General features: G+C 73.8%; 11 protein-coding genes and 2 tRNA genes. 4 read left to right on the top strand and 9 right to left on the bottom strand.

Annotated elements, in window-relative coordinates:
• Positions 1-24: 24 nt before the first annotated feature.
• Positions 25-576, top strand: a complete 552-nt coding sequence (locus tag ACQPZO_RS08880) for a TetR/AcrR family transcriptional regulator (RefSeq protein WP_433348682.1) — start codon at positions 25-27, stop codon at positions 574-576.
• Between the two features lie 619 nt (positions 577-1,195).
• On the opposite strand, the gene ACQPZO_RS08875 is transcribed toward ACQPZO_RS08880, so the two are convergent.
• Positions 1,196-1,834, bottom strand: a complete 639-nt coding sequence (locus ACQPZO_RS08875) for a response regulator (RefSeq protein WP_433348680.1) — start codon at positions 1,832-1,834, stop codon at positions 1,196-1,198.
• A gap of 188 nt (positions 1,835-2,022) precedes the next feature.
• Between ACQPZO_RS08875 and ACQPZO_RS08870 the strand changes: the two genes are divergently transcribed.
• A complete protein-coding gene (locus ACQPZO_RS08870; protein WP_433348678.1) occupies positions 2,023-2,997 on the top strand; it encodes an Acg family FMN-binding oxidoreductase in 975 nt (324 codons plus the stop codon).
• A gap of 24 nt (positions 2,998-3,021) precedes the next feature.
• On the opposite strand, the gene ACQPZO_RS08865 is transcribed toward ACQPZO_RS08870, so the two are convergent.
• The 4 genes from ACQPZO_RS08865 to ACQPZO_RS08850 form a co-directional block, all read right to left on the bottom strand.
• The gene (locus ACQPZO_RS08865) at positions 3,022-4,020 is read right to left on the bottom strand and encodes a reductase (protein ID WP_433348676.1); all 999 of its coding nucleotides are present in this window, start codon (positions 4,018-4,020) and stop codon (positions 3,022-3,024) included.
• A gap of 98 nt (positions 4,021-4,118) precedes the next feature.
• Entirely contained in the window at positions 4,119-5,954 is a 1,836-nt protein-coding gene (gene recQ, locus ACQPZO_RS08860) for a DNA helicase RecQ (RefSeq protein ID WP_405112000.1), read from the bottom strand.
• Positions 5,955-6,074: 120 nt separating this feature from the next.
• A tRNA-Val gene (locus ACQPZO_RS08855) sits at positions 6,075-6,149 on the bottom strand.
• 62 nt (positions 6,150-6,211) lie between these two features.
• Positions 6,212-6,284 (bottom strand) — tRNA-Gly (locus ACQPZO_RS08850).
• Between the two features lie 206 nt (positions 6,285-6,490).
• Here ACQPZO_RS08850 and ACQPZO_RS08845 point away from each other — a divergent pair.
• Entirely contained in the window at positions 6,491-6,730 is a 240-nt protein-coding gene (locus ACQPZO_RS08845; RefSeq protein ID WP_161692301.1) for a DUF6458 family protein, read from the top strand.
• A 51-nt stretch (positions 6,731-6,781) separates the two neighbouring features.
• Here the strand turns inward: ACQPZO_RS08845 and ACQPZO_RS08840 are convergent, their stop codons facing one another.
• Together ACQPZO_RS08840 and ACQPZO_RS08835 are read right to left on the bottom strand one after the other, a co-directional pair.
• The gene (locus ACQPZO_RS08840) at positions 6,782-7,786 is read right to left on the bottom strand and encodes a ParB/RepB/Spo0J family partition protein (RefSeq protein WP_433348673.1); all 1,005 of its coding nucleotides are present in this window, start codon (positions 7,784-7,786) and stop codon (positions 6,782-6,784) included.
• Between the two features lie 218 nt (positions 7,787-8,004).
• Positions 8,005-11,373 carry a BTAD domain-containing putative transcriptional regulator gene (locus ACQPZO_RS08835; RefSeq protein WP_433350893.1) on the bottom strand — a complete coding sequence of 1,123 codons (3,369 nt, stop codon included), beginning with the start codon at positions 11,371-11,373 and terminating at the stop codon, positions 8,005-8,007.
• A 318-nt stretch (positions 11,374-11,691) separates the two neighbouring features.
• Between ACQPZO_RS08835 and ACQPZO_RS08830 the strand changes: the two genes are divergently transcribed.
• The gene (locus ACQPZO_RS08830) at positions 11,692-14,586 is read left to right on the top strand and encodes a BTAD domain-containing putative transcriptional regulator (RefSeq protein WP_433348671.1); all 2,895 of its coding nucleotides are present in this window, start codon (positions 11,692-11,694) and stop codon (positions 14,584-14,586) included.
• Positions 14,587-14,635: 49 nt separating this feature from the next.
• On the opposite strand, the gene ACQPZO_RS08825 is transcribed toward ACQPZO_RS08830, so the two are convergent.
• Both ACQPZO_RS08825 and ACQPZO_RS08820 read right to left on the bottom strand, forming a co-directional pair.
• Positions 14,636-16,633 carry a tachylectin-related carbohydrate-binding protein gene (locus ACQPZO_RS08825; RefSeq protein WP_433348669.1) on the bottom strand — a complete coding sequence of 666 codons (1,998 nt, stop codon included), beginning with the start codon at positions 16,631-16,633 and terminating at the stop codon, positions 14,636-14,638.
• Between the two features lie 373 nt (positions 16,634-17,006).
• Positions 17,007-19,388 (bottom strand): hypothetical protein, encoded by a 2,382-nt coding sequence (locus tag ACQPZO_RS08820; RefSeq protein ID WP_433348667.1) that lies wholly within the window; start codon positions 19,386-19,388, stop codon positions 17,007-17,009.
• Positions 19,389-19,408 lie beyond the last annotated feature (20 nt).

Below are 19,408 nucleotides of genomic sequence, written 5' to 3'. Positions count from 1 at the left end.
GAGCTCAACGTGGTCGACCATGGGATGCGGCAGGACGCGCGACGCAACCGGGACGCCGTGATCGCCGCGGCCATCCGCATGCTCGCGGCCAACCCCGAGGCGAGCATGCGGCAGATCGCCGAGGCCTCCGGCGTGGCACGAATCACCGTCTACCGGCACTTTCCTACGCGAGAGCACCTGATTCAGGCGCTCATCGACCTTGTCGTCGACGTGGAGCGGGCCGTCGTCACGACCGCGATCACACCAGGGGCCACGGCCGCGACGGTCTTCCACCGTCTTGGCCACGGGATCATCCAAGTCGGCGAACGCTACCGTTTCCTCGACAACCGTCCCGGCGCGGCCACCGACGCGCCGCTGCGCCGCCCCGCGGCCGACGAGCCGCTACTGGTGTGGTTGACCGACGCCGCCGACCGGGGCGAACTCCGCGCCGACCTCCCGCCCGAGTGGGTGTACGCGATGATCCACGGGCTCGGCCGCGCCGCCAACGAGGAAGTCCTCGTCGGGCGCAGAAACGCCGAGGAAGCCGGCCAACTGCTCGGCCACACACTGGCACACGCCTTCCTTGCCAGTGCGTGACGGAGCGCCTCGCCGCGATGACCGTCGTCATCCGGCACCGCCGGGCCACCGGCCAGCCCGTCGCCCGATCCCTGACCGGCTACGGCCGCTGACCCTGACGTAACGACACTCACTCCGGGCGCGCCAGGCATGCGTCGAAGTAGCCACCTTTGGCGGCGTCAGGGTGCAGGACAGCCTGTCGTGGCGTGATCGTCTGCTGATTTGTGAGACGACACGCCGGGCGGGTTCTCCAAAATCAACAGACGATCGTGAACCCCGCCCCACCCCACGGACGGGGCGGGAACGTCGACGCTGACGTCCTCGCCGACGGCGGCCAACCCCGCAGCGCCTCCTTTGCTCTGCTGCCCCCGGCGCAACGCGTGCGGAGCGTGAGCGTGACGGTTCTGCCGACCTCTCGTGCCGGCACCCGACGCGAAGCGGCTACGCGAAGCTGGTGCTGGTGCTGCACGGCGGTGCTGGCGTTGCGGTGGCGGCAGCAGAGCAAAGGAGGCAAGGTGGCACTACCCGCCCGGCACCCACGGCCAAGGCCCACAACATGATCAGGGATTCGCCGAGATCCATCGACCAAGCAGCTACCGCACTTACCCCCATGACGGTGGATGCCGCTACGGGCCCCTAGCTAGTGGCGGGGGCCCAGGAGGCGGGTGGCCAGGACGGCGGCCTGGGTGCGACGCTCCAGGCCCAGCTTGGCCAGCACGCTGGAGACGTAGTTCTTCACCGTCTTCTCGGCGAGGAACATCTTGCCGGCGATCTCCCGGTTGGTCAGCCCTTCGGCGACGTACTCCAGGATGCGGCGCTCCTGCTCGGTGAGGGCCTTCAGCTCATTGGGCTGCTCCACGCCGCTGCGGATGCGCTCCAGCACCCGGGTGGTGATCGCCGGATCGAGCAGCGACTGCCCGGCGGCCACCCGGTGCACCGCGTCGACCAGGTCGGTGCCGCGGATCTGCTTGAGCACATAGCCGGCCGCGCCGGCCATGATCGCCGCGAACAGCGCCTCGTCGTCCTCGTACGAGGTGAGGATCAGGCCCTTGATCGACGAGTCCACGGCGCGGACGTCCCGGCACACGTCGATGCCGTTGCCGTCGGGCAGCCGGGCGTCGAGGATCGCCACGTCGGGCCGCAGCGCGGGGATGCGGCGGGCCGCCTCCTGGGCGGAGCCCGACTCACCCACCACCTCGATGCCGCCGCTGCTGGTGAGCAGGTCGGCAAGGCCACGACGGACGACCTCGTGGTCGTCGAGAAGGAACACCCTGATCATCCCTCATTTCTACCCCCTCGCGCCGCCGCCCGCACGGGCCGAAGGTCCCGACGCCGACCGTGGGCCGCCCGGGCAGGGGGTCCCGGGACAGAGGGGACATCCGGCCCTGCCCGCGCCCCACCCCGATCACGCACTGTGGGGGTGGACCGAACGGGACGGCAGGAACAGCCACGGGAAGGAGCACCACCATGGAGACCGACTTCACCGTCGAGCAGCTCAGGGCCGCCGCGACGGACGCCGTTCGGGCGCCCTCACTGCTCAACACCCAGCCGTGGCGGTTCCGCCTGCGCGACGGCGGGATCGAGGTGATGCTGGACCGGGAGCGTCGGCTGCCGGCGACCGACCCGAGCGGCTGGGGCGCCCGGATCGCCTGCGGGGCGGCCCTGTTCAACCTGCGGCTGTCCCTGGCGGTGGCGGGCACCCCGGCGAAGGTCCGGCTGCGCCCGTACCCGACGGAGACCGACGTGCTCGCCCGGCTCACCCCCGACGTGCCACGCCGCCCCACCCCGGCCGAGCAGGGCCTGTACGCGGCCATCCCGCACCGGTTCAGCAACCGCACCCCGTTCTGGCCCGACCCGGTGCCCGCCGACGTCCGCTGGCGGCTCGGCGAGGCGGCCCGGGCCGAGCAGGGCTGGCTGGAACTGGTGATCGGGGTGAGCGCCGTGAACGCGTTCGCCGAGATCGCCCGCAGCGCCAACCGGGTCCTGGAGCGCGACCCCGCCTACCGCGCCGAACTGGCCGACTGGGTCCGCACCGCGCCCGCCCCCGACGGGATCCCGGCCGCCGCCGGCGGCCCGCTGGGCGAACCGCAGGACCTGCTGCCCAGTCGCGGCTTCGGCGGGCGCGACCGGGCCCCGGGGCGGGACTTCGAGCCGGAGCCGCTGGTCGCCGTGCTCGGCGCGACGGGCAACACCACCACCGACCAGGTGATCGCCGGCCAGGCCCTGCAACGGGTGCTGCTCACCGCCACCGACGCCGGGCTGGGCGTGTCGATGCTCTCCCAGCCGATCGAGGTACCGGGGGCACGGGAGGCGCTGCGGTTGTCCCTGGGCCGGTTCGGCACCCCGCAGATGGTGATGCGCATCGGGTACGGCCAGCCGGGCTCCCCGACCCCCCGCCGCAGCATCGACGAGGTGCTCGACCTGCCGGTAGCCCGGGCCTGAGCCGCCCGACGCCGGGCGGCGGGGTCAGCGGGCGGCGGCGAGCAGTGCCGCCTCCCGCTGTGGGGCCAGGCCCACCGGTGCCCGGGGCGGGCGGCCGGCGCTCGGCGGCGCCGTCCCCACCTCGCGCAGCCAGGCCCAGGTGTCGGCGACGGTCTCGGCCGCCGGCCGGCAGGCCAGCCCCGTCGCGTACGCCCGCTCGACGTCCCGCTCGTGCAGCCAGCGGTACTCGTGCCCGACGGGGACCCAGATCGGCAGGTCGTTCCAGGGCTCCACGCCGGCGGCGAGGATCGACTCCGGCGCGGTCCAGCGCAGCCGGGCCGCCGAGCCGGTGGCCACGACGCAGGCGTCGAGCAGCTCGCCCATCGTCGCGTGCCCGGTCCGCGACACCACGTTGTACGCCCCGCCGGACCCCGCCGCGCCCCGGTCCAGCAGCCAGCTCGCCAGGTCGCGGACGTCGACGTACTGCACCGGCAGGTCCGTGGGGCCGGGGGCGAGCACGTCGCCGCCCCGGGCGATCCGGGTCAGCCACCAGGGCAGCCGCCCAATGTCCTCACCCGGCCCGATGATCAACCCGGCCCGGGCCAGCAGCGCCCGGTCGCCGAACACCTCCACGGCGGCCCGCTCCCCGCCGGCCTTCAGCTCCGGGTACCCGCCGTCGGTGGCGTCCGCCTCGGCGGTCACGACGGGCGCGTCCTCGGCCGCGCCGAGCGGGAACGGCAGCGCGTAGACGGAGCCGCTGGATACGTAGCCGTACCACCCCGCCGAGCCGTGCAGCGCCCGGGCCGCGTCCCGCACCGCGCGCGGCGCGCCGGCCCAGGTGTCGACCACCAGGTCCCACTCGCCGCCGGCCAGCGCGGCCAGGCCGCCGGGCGTCGTCCGGTCACCCCGCAACACGTGTACGCCCGCCGGCGGCGCGTCGCGCAGCCCTCGGTTGAACACCGTCACCGACCAGCCTCGGCGCACCGCCTCGCCGACCGTCGCCCCGCCCACGAAGCCCGTGCCGCCCAGCACCAGAAGTCTCATCCGCCCACAGTGCCGGCCCCCGGGCCGGGGCGACAACGGTGTTCACCGGCAGCGGATCTGCCGACGGCAGAACCGCCCGACCGGCCCGCTCGCGGAGGTCAGCCGGCGAGGGCCACGAGGATCTGCTCGCCGTACCGGGCGAGCTTGGCCTCCCCCACCCCGTTGACGCGGGCCAGGTCGTCGAGCGTCGACGGCGGGTCGACGGCGATCTGACGCAGCGTCGCGTCGTGGAACACCACGTACGCGGGCACCCCCTGCTCCTTGGCGGTGGCCGCCCGCCAGGCGCGCAGCCGCTCGAACACCGGCTCGGCCGCCGGGGACAGCTCGACGGCCGCAGTCGCGCCGGGGCGGGTCCTCGCCGACCGGGTCCGCGCCGGCCGGGCCGCCTCGCGGCGCATCGGCACCGGCCGACGCCGGCCCAGCACCTCGGCGCTGGTGTCGGTGAGGACCAGGGTGCCGTAGTCGCCCTCGACGGCGAGCAGGCCCTGGGCGAGCAGTTGCCGGACCACGCCCCGCCACTCGGCCTCGCTCAGCTCCTCGCCGATGCCGAACACGGTCAGCGCGTCGTGGCGGTGCTGGGTCACCTTCTCGGTGCGCCGGCCGAGCAGGATGTCGATGCACTGCCCCGCGCCGAACTTCTGGTTGCGTTCCCGGTGCAGCCGCAGCACCGTCGACAGCAGCTTCTGCGCGGCGACCGTGCCGTCCCAGGACTCGGGCGGCTCCAGGCAGGTGTCGCAGTTGCCGCACGGCCCGCTGTCCTGGCCGAAGTAGCTCAGCAGCCGCACCCGGCGGCACTCCACGGTCTCGCAGAGGGCCAGCATCGCGTCGAGGTGGGCGGCGAGCACCCGCCGGTGGGCGAGGTCGCCCTCCGAGGATTCGATCATCTTGCGCTGCTGCACGACGTCCTGGAGCCCGTACGCCAGCCAGGCGGTCGACGGCAGGCCGTCCCGGCCGGCGCGGCCGGTCTCCTGGTAGTAGCCCTCCACCGAGCGGGGCAGGTCGAGGTGGGCGACGAACCGCACGTCCGGCTTGTCGATGCCCATCCCGAAGGCGATGGTGGCGACCATGACGAGGCCGTCCTCGCGCAGGAACCGCTTCTGGTTCGCGGCGCGGGTGGCCGCGTCCAGGCCCGCGTGGTACGGCAGCGCGGAGACGCCGTTGGCGACCAGGAGCTCGGCCGTCTTGTCGACCGATGCCCGGGACAGGCAGTAGACGATGCCGGCGTCGCCGGGGTGCTCGGTGCGGATCAGGTCGAGCAGTTGCTTGCGGGGCTCGCGCTTGGGGGCGATCCGGTACTGGATGTTGGGCCGGTCGAAGCTGGCCACGAAGTGCCGGGCCCCGGTGAGGCCGAGCCGGGTGGCGATCTCGGTGGCGGTCGCAGCGGTGGCCGTGGCGGTCAGCGCGATCCGGGGCACCGCGGGCCAGCGCTCGTGCAGCATCGACAGCGCCAGGTAGTCGGGGCGGAAGTCGTGGCCCCACTGCGCCACGCAGTGCGCCTCGTCGATGGCGAACAGCCCGATTCGGCCGCGCTCCAGCAGCCCGACGGTGGCGCGGCTGCCCAGCGCCTCCGGGGCGAGGTAGAGCAGGTCCAGTTCCCCGGCGAGGAACGCCGCCTCGACCCGCCGCCGGGCGTCGAAATCGAGGGTGGAGTTGAGGAAGCCGGCCCGCACCCCGACGGCGGTGAGCGCGTCGACCTGGTCCTGCATGAGGGCGATCAGCGGGGAGACGACCACCGCGACGCCGTCGCGCACCAGCGCGGGGATCTGATAGCACAGCGACTTGCCGCCGCCCGTCGGCATCAGGACCAGGGCGTCGCCGCCGCCGACCACGTGGTCGATGATCTCCTGCTGCTCGCCGCGGAAGGCGTCGTAGCCGAAGACCCGGCGGAGCACGCCCAGCGGAGTCTCGGTGAGCGTGTCGCTGGGGGAAGTCATCGGGCGAGTCTACGAGTACTCCCCGACACCGTCCCGCCCCACGCCGACCCGCCCGCCGAACTGGACGTGGCCGCCCCCACGACGGGGGGCCGGGAGGTAGGAGGAAGGACCGTGCGTTTCTGGTGGGCGATACTGGGTTTGAACCAGTGACCTCTTCCGTGTCAAGGAAGCGCGCTCCCACTGCGCCAATCGCCCGCGGGCACCCGGCCCGAACATGTCGGGGCCAGCGGCGGTCGGCCCCGACGGGGCGGATCGCGAGCGGACGACGGGATTCGAACCCGCGACCCTCACCTTGGCAAGGTGATGCGCTACCAGCTGCGCTACGTCCGCGTGTCGCCGATGCTCTCGGTGACGGGGTGAACTGTACCCGACGACAAGATCGCCGACGGCACCGGCCCACCGGCGTCCGACCGCCACCGGAAGGTACCGCCGGGGAGAACCACTCGGACCACCTCCCGGGTCGGCCGATTACGCGGTTCACCCACGGGGTACTTCCTTCCATCGACAGCACACTGCATCCCCCGAAGGAGGCTGTCGTGGGTATCGGCACAAGCATCTTCCTGATCGCGGTCGGCGCGATCCTCACGTTCGCGCTCGACGCCAACCTCGGCGGCGTCAACCTGGACGTCGTCGGCTGGATCCTGATGGCCGCCGGCGTGCTCGGCCTCGTCATGACCACGCTGGTCTGGGGCCGTCGCCGCGAGGTGGTCACCACCACCGAGCCGGTGGAGTACCGCCGGGTCGAGGAGCGCCGGGACGTCACCCCGCCGCTGTAGGTGGCGGCCGGGCCCGCCCTCCGACGGATCATCGCGGCGCGGTTGCGGCGTTCAGGCCGCCCGCGGCGGGGCCTCCTCGTCGCCGAGCTGATCGGCGAAGTCGAGCCAGCCGCCGGCGCAGGCGCGCGCCACCGCGTCCAGCGAGCGCCGACAGTGGTCCGGCAGCACGTCCGCCGTCGGGCCGGAGCGGTCGAGGAAGGCCAGCGTGGCTGACACCATTCGCAGCAGCGCCCGGCCCTGATCCGTGTAGCGCAGTGTCGGCTCCCGGGTCAACCATTCCAACTGCTCGCGAATCCTGAGCACGGCGGGCTGCCCGGCGTCCGCCGCGGCCCACTGCCGCGCCGCGCCGTCGGTGCGCCGGATCCCCTCGGGGCCTGCGGCCAGCAGGCGCCGCTGCACGTCCAGCGCGGTGCCGACGGACACGCCGGCGCGGCGGGCCACCACCCGCAGGCTCGCCCCCGGCTCCTCGCGCATGATCTGCTCGGCCACGCGGCGACCCTCCTGGGCGGAGATCGGGTGACGCCGGCCGTCGCGGCCGATCCGGGTCTCCGGCCGCTGGCGGCCGTCGGCCGACTCCTGCCGCAACGCGGCGACGGTGCGCGGCGCGACCCCGCACACCGAGGCGATCCAGCGGTCTGAACAGTGGGGATACGTGCCGAGGATGCGCCGCGCCGCCGCCGCACGGTCCCCCGCGCGCAGCGTCTTGCCGTGGGCCGCGTTGAGCCGCACCGCGACGACGAAGGCCTCGTCGCCGGTTCCCTCGAAGTACACCACGGGCACCTGCCGCTGACCTCGGCCGCGCGCCGCGGCCAGCCGGTGCAACCCGTCCATCACGCGCATCGTGTCCCGGTGCACCACCAGCGGCGGCAGTTCCTCCGTCAGCCCGGCCAGGTGCCGGACGTACATGCCGTCGATCCCTCCGAGCCGGGGAGAGAGACCCTCCCGCAGCAGGGTGACGTCCACCCATTCGATCTCGCTGCGGACACGCTCGAGGACGTCCTCGATCCGCCGCTGCGCCAGCACGGTGTGCTGCGCCACTGCGTCGGTCGTAGCCACCGGTGCAGGATCCATCGCTTCTGCTCCCCATCGGACGACAGCTACCCCGAACAACCGCCCAGGCTCAGGTGGGCAGGCAGAAGCTATCGCGACATCGGCGCAGGTGGATACAGCCTCCGTACAAGTTCGGTACAGGCCCCTCACAGGCCCGGCCGGTGCCGCCCTCGGCTGCACCGCCGAGAGGACGTTCCGCCGATCCGGCGGGCCGGGCACGACGGTCAGCGGCCCGCCGTCAGCAGATCCCGGAGGCGATCGGCCAGCACCTGCGCGCCGACCGCGCGGTACGCGGCGACGGCCGCCGCGATCGTCGCCGGCGCCTCGTCGGCGTCGGTGGCGGCCAGGCAGCGGGCGAGCGCCGCCAGCGCATCCGCCTCGACCATCCGGAAGTCGTGCGCCGTCGCCAGCTCACGGGCCTCCGCCGCGCAGCCCCGGGCGAGCCCGTACGCTCCCAGGCCCAGGTTCACGACGGCCAGCCCTACCTGTGCGCGCGCGGCGAAGTAGGGATAGCCGTTCTGGCGTGCCATGTCCAGCGCCTGCCGCAGGCAGCGCAGCGCCCCGGCGGGGTCGCCGCCGGCCCGACGCGCCTCCCCCATCGTGCACAACAACGCAGCCTGCGCCCGCTGGTCCCGGACGATCACCGCGAGGTCGTACCCCTGTTGGGCGGCGCTCAGTGCCCGGGCCGCGTCACCGCGCTGCGCGTAGAGCTGGCTCAACTCGTCCAGGGTGGACAGCTCCCCGTGCATGTTGGACCGGCGCCGGTAGCCGGCCAGCGCGGCAGTCAGGTGATTCTCGGCCGCGCGTTCCTGACCGAGCTGGCGCAACACCATGCCCAGGTTGCCCCGGGTGGACAGCACCGACGCCGTCCGACCGGCTGCCGCGTTGCTCCGCAGGGCGTCGCGCAGGCACTCCGCCGCTTCCGCCAGCTGGCCCTGATCGGCGTACATGGCGCCGAGCCCGTTGAGCGCCAGCCCCCGCACCGCCGCCAGCTCGGCGCGGTCGCCGCACAGCCGCAGCGCCTCCCGGTACCCGCGTTCCGCCTCGTCCAGGCGGCCCTGCTCGGCCCGCACCACGCCGATGTTGTGCCACAGGTACGGGGCAGCGGCCGGCCAGTCCGAGCCCTGGGCCAGCCGCTCGCCGGCCCGGTAGTCGGCCAGCGCCTGCGCGTGCCGGCCCAGCGCCCACATCGCCTGCCCGCGGCTGAGCAGCATCGCGGCCCGGCCGGCCCGGTCGGCCGCCGCCGTGGCGGCCCGCAGCCCGGCTTCGGCGGTACGCAGCCAGCGGTCGACGTGTCGGCGGATCAGGAAGTACCCGCGTAGCTGGTCGGCCAGCAGCCAGCTCAGCCGCGGCCGAGCGCTGTCCGCCACCCGCTCGACCAGCGCCAGCAGCGCCCCGGCCTCCGCATCCAACCAGCGCAGCGCCGCCTCCTGGTCGGCGAAGGGCCCGCCGCCGGAACTGGCGACCAGCCGCACCATGCCCGGGTTGAGCAGTTCGACCGCCTCCGTGGCCGTCCGCAGCGACCAGGAGTGCAGCCGTTCCCGGGCGGCGTCGGCGTCGGCCGGGTCCTCCTCGCCCACCAGCCGCGCCGCGTACAGCCCGAGCAGGTCGTGGAAGCGGAATCGCTCGGCGGTGTACTGCAGCAGCATGTTGGCGTCCAGCAGCTCGCCCAGCACCAGGTCAGCCTCCACCTGGCCCACACCGAGCAGCTCCGCGGTGGCTTCGACGCCGAAGTCGTCCCCGGGATGCAGCGCACACAGCCGGAACGCCCGGCGGACCGGCTCGCTCAGGTCCTGGTAGCTGAGCTGGAAGCTGGCCAGCACGCTGGTGTCGCCCGCGCTCAGCTGGGTCAGCCGGTGGTTCTCGTCGCGCAGCCGGTGGGCCAGCTCCGACGTGGTCCAGGCCGGTCGGCTGGCCAGCCTTCCGGCGGCGATGCGCAGCGCCAGCGGCAACTGCCCGCAGGCGACCGCCAGCTCGCGGGCGGACTCCGGATCGGCCGACACCCGGCCCGCGCCCACGGTCGAGTCCATCAGCCGGACGGCGTCCGGAGTGGACAGGGTCGCCAGGTCGACGATCAGCCAGGGCGACAGGTCGGGCAGCCTGCGCCGGCTCGTCACCAGCGCGTCGCTGCCGCCCGGGCCCGGCAGGAGCACCCGCACCTGCGCCGCATCGCGGGCGTTGTCCAACACCAGCAGCATCCGGCGGTCGGCCAGGGCGCTGCGCAGCAGCGCCGACGCCTCCTCCTCGTCCGGCCCTATCCGGCCGGCCGGCACCCCGAGCGCGCGCAGGAAACGTCCCAGCACCCCCATCGGCGTCGCCGGACCGCTGGTACCGCTGCGCAGGTCGGCGTACAGCTGACCGTCCGGATACTCGTCGCGCAGCCGATGCGCCAGGGTCAGGGCCAGCGCTGTCTTGCCGACCCCGGCCGAGCCGCTGATCAGCACCACCCGCATCGACGTCGGGGCGGAGCGGGCCAGCTCCACGCCGATCCGCTCCAGCTCCCGGTCGCGGCCGACGAAATCGGACGGCCCCGCCGGCACCTGCCGGATCGAGGCAGTCCGGGGCGACGGGGCGACGGCCGCCGGCCACTGCTGCCGGAGCACCGCCTCGTGGGCGTAGCGGAGCTGCGGACCCGGATCGACGCCAAGCTGTTCGATCAGTGCCCGGCGGACCCGGTCGTACGCGGCCAACGCCTCGGCCTGCCGTCCGGACGCCACCGCCGTCATGATCAGTTCGGCGTGCAGCGGCTCGTGCAGCTCGAGCCGCTCCGCCAGCTCTCGCAGCAGCGGCAACACCTGCTCCTGCTCGCCCAGTTGGCGGCCGAGCGCGGCGGCCTGGCACAGCAGCGTCGCGTACTGCTCGAACAGGGCGGCGACCAGCGGGGTGCCACGCAACTGCTCCACGTCGGTCTCGCCACGCCACAACCGGGCCGCCGCGAGCAGCTGCCCCAGCGCCCGCCCGGAGTCGTCGGCGGTGTGACCGGCCGCGACCAGCTCACGGAAGCGCAGCAGGTCAAGTTGGTCGGCGTCGAGCGCCAGCCGATATCCGCTGCCAGCGGCAACCAGAACGCCTGCCCCCTCCGCCCCCCACAGGCGGCGAAGCCGGCCGACGTAGCTGTGCAGCAGGTTCAGCGCGGACGGCGGGCGATCCTCACCCCACAGCAGGCCCATCAGCTCCTCGCGCCCCACCACCTCGCCCCCGGCCAGTGCCAGCCGGGCCAGCAGACAGCGGTGTTTCGCCGAGCCGAGCCGCAGCTCGGTGCCGCCGCGCCGAAGGAGCAGCGGGCCGAGCACCGCCACGGTCAGGGGCCCGGCACCGGCCGGTGGTGGGGGCTGCGCCCGGCGCGACCGCGCCGCCGGCGCCACCTGGCTCAGCAGGGCGGTGGTGTCCGCCCCCGCCGCACCGAGGTAGTGGGCGAGCGCGTGCAGGGTGGCGGTGCGGGGCACCCGGGTGCGCCCCTGCTCCAGGTCACGGATCGCCGCGAGGCTGACGTTCGCGGAAACCGCCAGGTCCCGCTGGGTGAGGCCGAGTTGCTCGCGGAGCCGGCGCAGCTGCGCCGACACGGACGCGTCGCCGGCACCGTGACCCGCCATCTCGGACACCGAATCAGCGTCTGTGCCGGGCCGGATGGAGCGTTTCAACGAACACAGTGCAAACGGTACTTCAATCTGGCCGTCCCCATACCCGGCCGCTGCGGCACCTCCGGTGGTACGGAGGGGCCGCCGCTCCCGCCGATACGGTTCACCGCTGGCATGCCCGACCGTCGACTGAGGATGCACTGGCAGCAGCGCGTGGGCAGCGAGATGGCGGTACGGTGATCCGGGCAGCGGACGGTACGCCGCGCACGTCGCCGAGACCGCTGCGCCCCTGACCGGCGCAGCGGCCACCGGCGCGAAAGGTGATCGTGTCACATGCGGTTCAACCTGCTCGGCCCGTTGACGGTCGAGAGCGCCGCCGGCCGGGCGGTGCCGCTCGGCTCCAGGAAACAGCGGCAGCTGCTGGCCACCCTGCTGCTGACGCCCAACGAGGTCGTCGGCGCGGCACAGCTGATCGCGGCACTGTGGGGTGACGAGCCGCCGGCCTCGGCCCTGGCCAACCTACGCACCTACGTGCTCGGCCTACGCCGCCTCCTGGACGCCCCCGACACGCCACCACGGATCGTCGCCGACGCGGGCGGTTACCTGCTGCGGGTGCGCCAGCAGGAGCGCGACGTGGATCGGTTCGATGCCGCCGCCTCGCGGGGACGGGCCTGCCTGGCCGTCGGAGACGCCGCGATGGCGCAGGCCGAGCTGACCGTGGCGGTCGACATGTGGCGCGGTGACCCGCTGGCCGACGTGCCGCTGTCCCCGCTGACGGCGGGTCGGGTCGCCGCGCTGACCGAGCGATACCTGCTGGCCGAGGAGGACCTGGCGGAGGCGACGTTGCAGCTCGGCACCCCGGGCGAGACGGTACGGCGGCTACGCGCCCTGCTCGAGCGTCATCCACAGCGCCAGCGGGCCTGGGAGCAGCTGATGCTGGGCCTGTATCGCCTCGGCGACGTCACCGGCGCCCTGGACGCGTTCCGCGCTGCCCGGCGGATGCTGGCCGAGCAGACCGGGCTGGACCCGGGGCCGCGGTTGCGGCGGCTGCACGAGGACATCCTGCACAACCGAGATCCCAGCGGCCCGGTGGTGGCCCCGCCCCGGGCGACCAGCTCGACCGTCCACGACCTGCCGCCGGCGGTGGAGCCCTTCGTCGGGCGCGCGACCGAGATCGCGGCCGGCCGGGCGGAGCTGGAGGCCGGCACCGGGGCGGTCATCGCGCTGCACGGTCCGGGCGGGGTCGGCAAGTCCGCGCTCGCGGTGCACCTGGCCCACCTGTGCGCCGAGCACTTCCCCGATGGCGTGCTCTACCTGGACCTGCGCGGCGCGGAACCCGCCGCGCCCCCGATCGACGCCCTCGGCCGCCTGCTGCGCGCGCTCGGCGTACCCAGTGGCGCGGCGCCCGTCGACGAGGCCGAGGCGACCGCCGTCTACCGCCGGTACGTCGCCGGCCGGCGGATCCTGGTGATCCTCGACAACGCGCACACCGCGGCCCAGGTCGCGGCGCTGCTGCCGGCGGGGCCGCCCAGTGCCGCCATCATCACCAGCCGCCGCCACCTGGCCACCCTGCCCCGCGGGCGGCACCTGCCGGTCGACGTGCTGCCCGTCCCCGACGCGGTCGATCTGCTGGGCCGAGCCGGTGCGGACGAACGGATCGCTGCCGATCCCGCCTCCGCGCACCGCCTGGCCCTGCTGTGCGGCAATCTGCCGCTGGCGCTGCGGGTCGCCGCGGCCCGGTTGGCGAGCCGGCCCGGCTGGCCGCTGGCGGCGTTCGCCGACCGGCTCGCCGACCCCGCCCGGCGCCTCGACGAGTTGTCCTACGACGACCTCGGCGTCCGGCGCACCCTGCACCTGGCGTACGCGGCGCTGTCCGAGGGCGACGCACACGAGCGGCTGTGTGCCCGCGCTTTCCGGCTCATCGGCGCGGTGCCGCTGGCCGTGATCAGCGTCGGCGCGGTCGCGGCCCTGCTCGGCCGGGGGCCCGAGGAGGCGCACGCGGTGGTGGAGACCCTCGCCGACCAACGGTTGCTGGAGCCGCGGCAACCCGGTCGGTACGAGATGCACGACCTGCTGCGTCTCCTCGCGTACGAACAGGCGCAGGCGCACGAGAGCGGGGCCGACCGCGCCGCCGCGCTACGGCGGCTGGTCGAGACCTACATCGTGGCGGCCGAGCGGGCCACCGCCCTGGCCAACGCCGGTTGGACCCCCACCGACCCGCTGCCCGACCCCGTCGGGCCGTGGCAGACCTGGCCGGAGACCGTGGTGCAGGTCAGCGGCTGGTTGGACACCGAGCATCCCAACATCGCGGCGGCGGTGGCCCGGGCCAGCGAGACCGGGGGCGAGCCGGCCCGCCTGGCGGTGCGCCTGGCCTGGCTGAGCTACGCGCTGTTCTGGCGCAGCGGCTACCCCGTCGAGGCACTCGCGTTGATCGATCGTGGCCTGGCCCTGACCGCCACGCTCGGGCTGCACACCGAGTACGCGGTGACCCTCTACTACCGGGCGAAGCTGCGCCAGGCCGACGGCGACCCGGCCGGCGCCGAGGCGGATCTGCTCGCCGGCGCGAAGGTGGCCGAGGGTCTCCCGGATCACCTGCTCCTGTCAGCCTGCCTCGACGCGCTGGGCAACCTGCACTACCTCACCGGCGATCCGGTCCGGTCGCTGCGCCGCCACGAACAGGCCCTGGCGCTGCGGCGGCAGCACGGGACACCGCTTCACGTCGGCGGCAGCCTGAGCAACATGGCCGACGCGCAGTTCGATGCCGGGCAGCCGGAGCAGGCGCTCACCGGCGCGCACGAGGCGCTGCGCATCGCCCGCCGCATCGGTGCCACCGGCCTGGAGGGCGCCGCGCTGGCCATGTTGGGCCAGCTCGAGTGCCGGGCCGGCGACCTTGACGCAGCCGAGCGGACGCTGACCGAGGCCATGGCCCGCACCGCCGCCACCGGCGACCTGCCCACCCAGTGCGAGGCCGCACTGGCTCGGTGCGCCGCGCGGCTGGCCGGTGGGCGGCCCCGGCGGGCGCTCGACGACGCCGTCTCCGCCCGCGACCTCGCCAGCCGGATCGGCGACCGCTATCTACGCGCGGTCGCCGCCCGCGCGATGGTGGCGGCCACCACGGCCGAGGGGGAACCGCCGGCCGGACACCGGCCGGACACCGAGGCGGCGGCGGACCCGCGACGGCTGCCGGGTTACCGCTCGCCGATGTACGAGAGCTTCTTCGGTCGATGACCGCCGTGCGCCGGAGAGGGAGCCCGTTGGCCCCCTCTCCGGCGGCGGATCAGCGGGGGGCAGGCGGATCGGGAAGTACGTGCCGGAGGAAGACCGGACGCGGGGCGGAACCGGTGGCCCCACGGGCCCGATCGGCCCCGCCCACCCGGGCGAGCGACTCCTGGACGGTGTACAGCCGCAGCCTGCCGCCGGCGGTCCGGGTCAGGTAGGCCATGTTCGGACCGTTGGCGTTGGTGAAGCTGAATGCCGTCGGATCGGCGGCGTAGGTCTCGAAGGCGTCCTGGGCCGGGATCCAGTCGCCCCACTCGCCGCTGCCCTGCGTCGTCTCGGCTGCGTAGTGGATGTAGCCGTCGGAGCCGCGCACGAAGACCCCGATCTGGCCGGTGGCCGGGCTCAGCACCGCGCTCGGCGCTCCCGCCGCTACGGTGCCGGAGCCGCCGACCGGCGTCCACGCCCCGGTGAAGGTGCCGTCGGCGCGGCGTTCCGTGGCCATGATCCGGCCCGCGCCGTTCCGGGCGAAGATCCGCATCCGGTAGCCGGGCAGCACCACCACGGCCGGGGTGCCGGTGAAGCCGCTGCCGCCGAGGCTGGTCCACGCCTGCAGCGTTCCGCCCGCGTACCGGGCCGCCCGCAGCGTGCCGGTGCTGTCCGCGACGATGACCAGAGCGCTCTCGTCGTCCAGCGGCACCGCCAGCGGGGTGCCGGTCAGGCCGGTGCCGCCGAGCTTGCGCCAGGCCAGCAGGTCCGGGTGCGCGGGGTCCTGCCAGCGGGCCCACAGGGCGCCGGCCGCGTCCACCGCGAACACCACCTCACGCTCGTCGGACAGTCGTACCACGGCGGGACCGGAGGCCATCCGGCCACCCAGGTCGGTCCAGCCGCCCCAGCCGGGGCTGCCGGCGACGGACTGGGTGCGGGTCCAGACGTTGCTGTTGATGTTGCGAGCCGTGATCCGCACCAGGTTCTGCGTGGTCTCGGACAGCGCCGGCACCCCGCTGAACCCCTCGCTGCCGGAGACTGCGGTGAGCTGCAACGAGCTGAAGTTGTCCGGGTTCATCCGCCCGTGCAACAGCCGGCCGATGTTGTCGGAGTGGGCGAGTTCGATGCTGTTGGAGGCGGCCTGCGTCACGGCCGCGGGCGCGTTCTGGACCACCTGCACCGCCGGCCGGGCCGGCACGTGCGACGCGGTCAGCGTGCAGGCGTCGGTGACAAAGGCCACGCTGCTGAAGATGTTCCAGCCGGTGCCGATGGTCCACCGGTGGATCGCCCAGGTGCGGTTGTCCTCGCGGAAGCGGTACTGCGACAGGATCCCGCCGTTGTCGATGCCGAACAGGGTGTCGCCGCCGGCCGAGAAGATGCCCCTGCCGAACACGTTCCAGCCGGCGCCGACGGCCTCCTGGTACTCGAGCCAACGCTGGCTGTCCGGCTCGTAGCGGTAGCGGAAGAGCCGGCCGTCGGTGGCGTCCCGGGCGTACAACACACCCGGGCCTGCGGCGACGATAAGGTCGAAACGACCCCAGCCGGTGTCGAGCAGCCGGTTCGAGAGGAGCCACTTGCCCGCCGCCTCGTCGTACCGGTGGACGCGCAGCCTTCCCTCGCCGTCGACGAGGTAGAAGTCGCCCCGCTCGTCGACGGTGATCTTGTCCCGGAACCCGGCGGTGGCGTACTGGGTGAAGCCCGTGCTGATCCGCTGACCGCCGGCGCCGTTGGTCATCTCCCAGCCGCTGCTGGTCCAGCGGTAGCGGTACAGGCCGTTGGCGTTGATGCCGTAGACCCGGCCACCCGGGCCGCCGATGACCCGGCCGAAGGTCTCCCAGCCCGTACCGCCGGACATGCGGGCCGAGAAGGCGGAGTTCGCGCTGCCGGGCGCGTTGAGGGGGTAGCGCCAGATCGTGCCGCCGGCGTCCGCGCCGAAGACCGACGTCTGGGCGACACAGCTCACGGTGTCGGCGGCCCGCGCGGGTGCCGGCTGGGCCATCGCCAGCAGGGTCGCGGCCAACGCCGCGACCTGCGCGGCGGCCAGCCGGGCACGCCATCGTGACGGATTCATGGCAATCCTTTCGATCATGCCAACGATGCGGGTCGTCGCCCATCACAGGTGGACGGTGCCGTCGACGAACCGATAGATGGTCGACTGTTCAATATGAGGGGTTGGCGGTGCTGGCCTCGCTGACGGCGAGCAGATCCCACTTCCTGCCACCGATGCCGCAGCCGACCAACGATCGTGGGACTCCGGAGCCCGCTGTGAATCGCATGTGCGCCCCTTCCGTGCCGCCGTGTCACGGCGTCGGGGTGACGCTAACCAGTACCGGTGGGACGTCGGCGACGCCGCACATCCCGTACTCGGGCCCGTACTCGGGCCCGTACTCCGGCCCGCGCCGACCGGGTGGGCGCGACGACGCCGCGCCCACCCGGAGGGTGCGCTACGCCGGCGGGGCCGGAAGGGTACGCGCGGCGAAGACGCCCCGCGCGACCGACGCGCCGCCGAGACCCGCGATCCCCGCCGAGGTCGCCCGGTCCCGACCGGTCGCCGCGGCCAGGCCCGCCACCGGCTGCCGCTCGTAGACCCGGCTCGCGTTGTTCGCGTTGCGGAACAGGATCAGCCAGGTCTGTCCCGCGCTGTTGTTCACCGGCACGATCGTCGGATCCGTCGCCGTCGACTCGAACAGATCCGGAATCGCCGCCGACCATCCGCCGAACGCCCCCGAACCCTGCGTCGTCTCCCACGACAGCATCACCGCGCCCGACGGGCTACGCGTGACCACCGCCGTACGACCCAGCACGGGATCCAGCACCGCCGCCGGCGCACCCGCCGACACGTACGACCCCAGCGACGTCCAGGCCGCCGGGAACGTCCCCGTCGCGTCCTGGTACTTCGTCGCGATCGTCCCGTCCAGGGACCGCACGAACACCCGCGTCCGGTACCCCGGGTACACCACCACCGCCGGCACGCCGGTGCCGGTGCCACCCAGGTTCGTCCACCCGGACAGGGTGCCCTCGACGTACTCGGCCGTCTCCACCGTGCCGGACACGGTACGGAGGAACAACCGCACACCGGTGCGGGTCTGCGCGACGACCGGGGTGCCGACGAAGTTCCGGTCGATCAGAGCCTGCCAGCCCGGAACGGCGCCGGTCTGCTGGTAGACCCACAGCTTGCCGTCGGCGTCCACGGCGAAGACCGCCATCGTCCCGGACGGCAGCAGCGCCAGCGCCGGGGCCGCGGCCATCGAACCGCCGAAGTCAGCCCAGGGGGCCCACGTCGCCGAACCCACCGCGGTCTGCGTGCGCGCCCACACGTCCGAGTCCGAGTAACGGGTCGCCACCTGCACCCGGCCGTCGCCCGACACACCCAGCGACGGTCGACCCGAGAACGCCTCGCTACCCGACACCACGGTCCACTGCACCGTGCCGAAGTTGTCCACATCGGGCTGGTGGCCGATCAGCACCCGGCCGATGTTGTCCGTGTACGCGTACTCCACCATCCCCAGCGACGCACCCGCCGCCGGGCCGGCCTGCACACCCACTGACGCCGCGAAGGGCTCCACCGACGCCGACGGAATCGGATCGGTGAAGAACCCCTGGATGTCCACGACGAGGCGGGTGGTTCCGCCCGTGTTGTTCTTGAGCCGGACGTGGCCGTTGCTGCCGGGCCGGACGATCACCAGGGCGGCCGTGTCGCGGGAGGCGCGTGCGTGCACCTGGCTGACGCTGGGCTCGGCGCCGCCGGTCGGCCACACCTTGACGCCGCCGCCGGCGGTCGGACCGGAGGCGATCACACTGAGCACCACGCCGGCCACCCCCCGGGTCGGCAGCCCGAGCCTGCCGGCCACCTGCACGTCGACCACGCCGCCGGCCGCGATCGCGGTTCCGCTGTCGTAGAGCCGGGTCGCCGGAAGGTAGCGGAAGCCGGCCCCCTCGCCGGCGCTGCCGGTGATGTAGCCGTACGGCACGACGATCAGGTCGATCGCGCCGCCGCTCCTGTTGGTGAAGGTGACCTGACCGGCTGCGGAGAGCGGCAGCGAGACGACGTGCGAGTGGTTTCCGGTCGCCTCGAAGTTGAGCGCCGAGTGCCCCGGCCCGCCGCCGCCGGCCGGCGTCACACCGAGCCAGCCGGACACGGTCACGTTGACCGCGACGACGTCGGCCAGCACCGCGGTCGCGGTGCTCGGGATCACGGCGCCGGTCAACGTCGCCGTGCGGGTGCCCTGCGCGGGGATCTTCGCCAGGGCCGTTCCCGTGCCGTCCCGGGTGTCGACCAACTTGTCCTGCGCGACGGGGACGAACCCACCACCGCCACCGCCGACGGTGGAGCGGAAGTAGCCCTGCGCAGTGGCGATGACGTGCGTGTTACCGGCAAAGTTGCGCACGGCGATCCGGCCGTTGCTGCCCGGACGGACGACCGCGGTGTTGGAGATCTGCTCCCCCGGGGCAATGTTGACCATCGAGATCCCGTTCGGGGTGGTGCCGTCGGGATATGCCTGCAGGTAGGTGTTGCCGGTGCCGCCCGGAGCCAGCAGCCGGATCAGCACCGCGCTGACCCCGGAGTCGGGGATGCCCTCGACACCCAGGACCGGGAACGTCACCACGCCGCCGCTCCCGACGACGTCGGTGTGCCCGCCGATGCCGTAACGGGTGTCGAGCAGCGCGGCATTGCTGGGCAGCGGAACGTAGTCGCCGCCCAGCCCGGCCGCGTCCGCGGACACCGGCGCCGGCCGGACGACCGCCACCGCGGACGCCGCCAGCAGCAGCCCCAGCACCGCCAACAGCCGCACCCCGAGCGATCTGGGACTATATTTTGTCGACATTTGACTCCTTGTCGGTTTAA

The organism is Micromonospora sp. CA-111912 (assembly GCF_050948415.1).
In the GTDB taxonomy this organism is placed as follows: domain Bacteria; phylum Actinomycetota; class Actinomycetes; order Mycobacteriales; family Micromonosporaceae; genus Micromonospora.
Note: the sequence above shows the minus strand (reverse complement) of the source record. Positions and strands in the feature narration are given on the sequence as shown.

Excerpts from the sequence above, each read along its gene's own strand:
- ACQPZO_RS08880 (WP_433348682.1), top strand. The coding sequence starts at position 25 with ATGCGGCAGGACGCGCGACGCAACCGGGACGCCGTGATCGCCGCGGCC.
- ACQPZO_RS08875 (WP_433348680.1), bottom strand. The coding sequence starts at position 1,834 with ATGATCAGGGTGTTCCTTCTCGACGACCACGAGGTCGTCCGTCGTGGC.
- ACQPZO_RS08820 (WP_433348667.1), bottom strand. The coding sequence starts at position 19,388 with ATGTCGACAAAATATAGTCCCAGATCGCTCGGGGTGCGGCTGTTGGCG.
- ACQPZO_RS08870 (WP_433348678.1), top strand. The coding sequence starts at position 2,023 with ATGGAGACCGACTTCACCGTCGAGCAGCTCAGGGCCGCCGCGACGGAC.
- ACQPZO_RS08830 (WP_433348671.1), top strand. The coding sequence starts at position 11,692 with ATGCGGTTCAACCTGCTCGGCCCGTTGACGGTCGAGAGCGCCGCCGGC.
- ACQPZO_RS08835 (WP_433350893.1), bottom strand. The coding sequence starts at position 11,373 with ATGGCGGGTCACGGTGCCGGCGACGCGTCCGTGTCGGCGCAGCTGCGC.
- recQ (WP_405112000.1), bottom strand. The coding sequence starts at position 5,954 with ATGACTTCCCCCAGCGACACGCTCACCGAGACTCCGCTGGGCGTGCTC.
- ACQPZO_RS08825 (WP_433348669.1), bottom strand. The coding sequence starts at position 16,633 with ATGAATCCGTCACGATGGCGTGCCCGGCTGGCCGCCGCGCAGGTCGCG.
- ACQPZO_RS08865 (WP_433348676.1), bottom strand. The coding sequence starts at position 4,020 with ATGAGACTTCTGGTGCTGGGCGGCACGGGCTTCGTGGGCGGGGCGACG.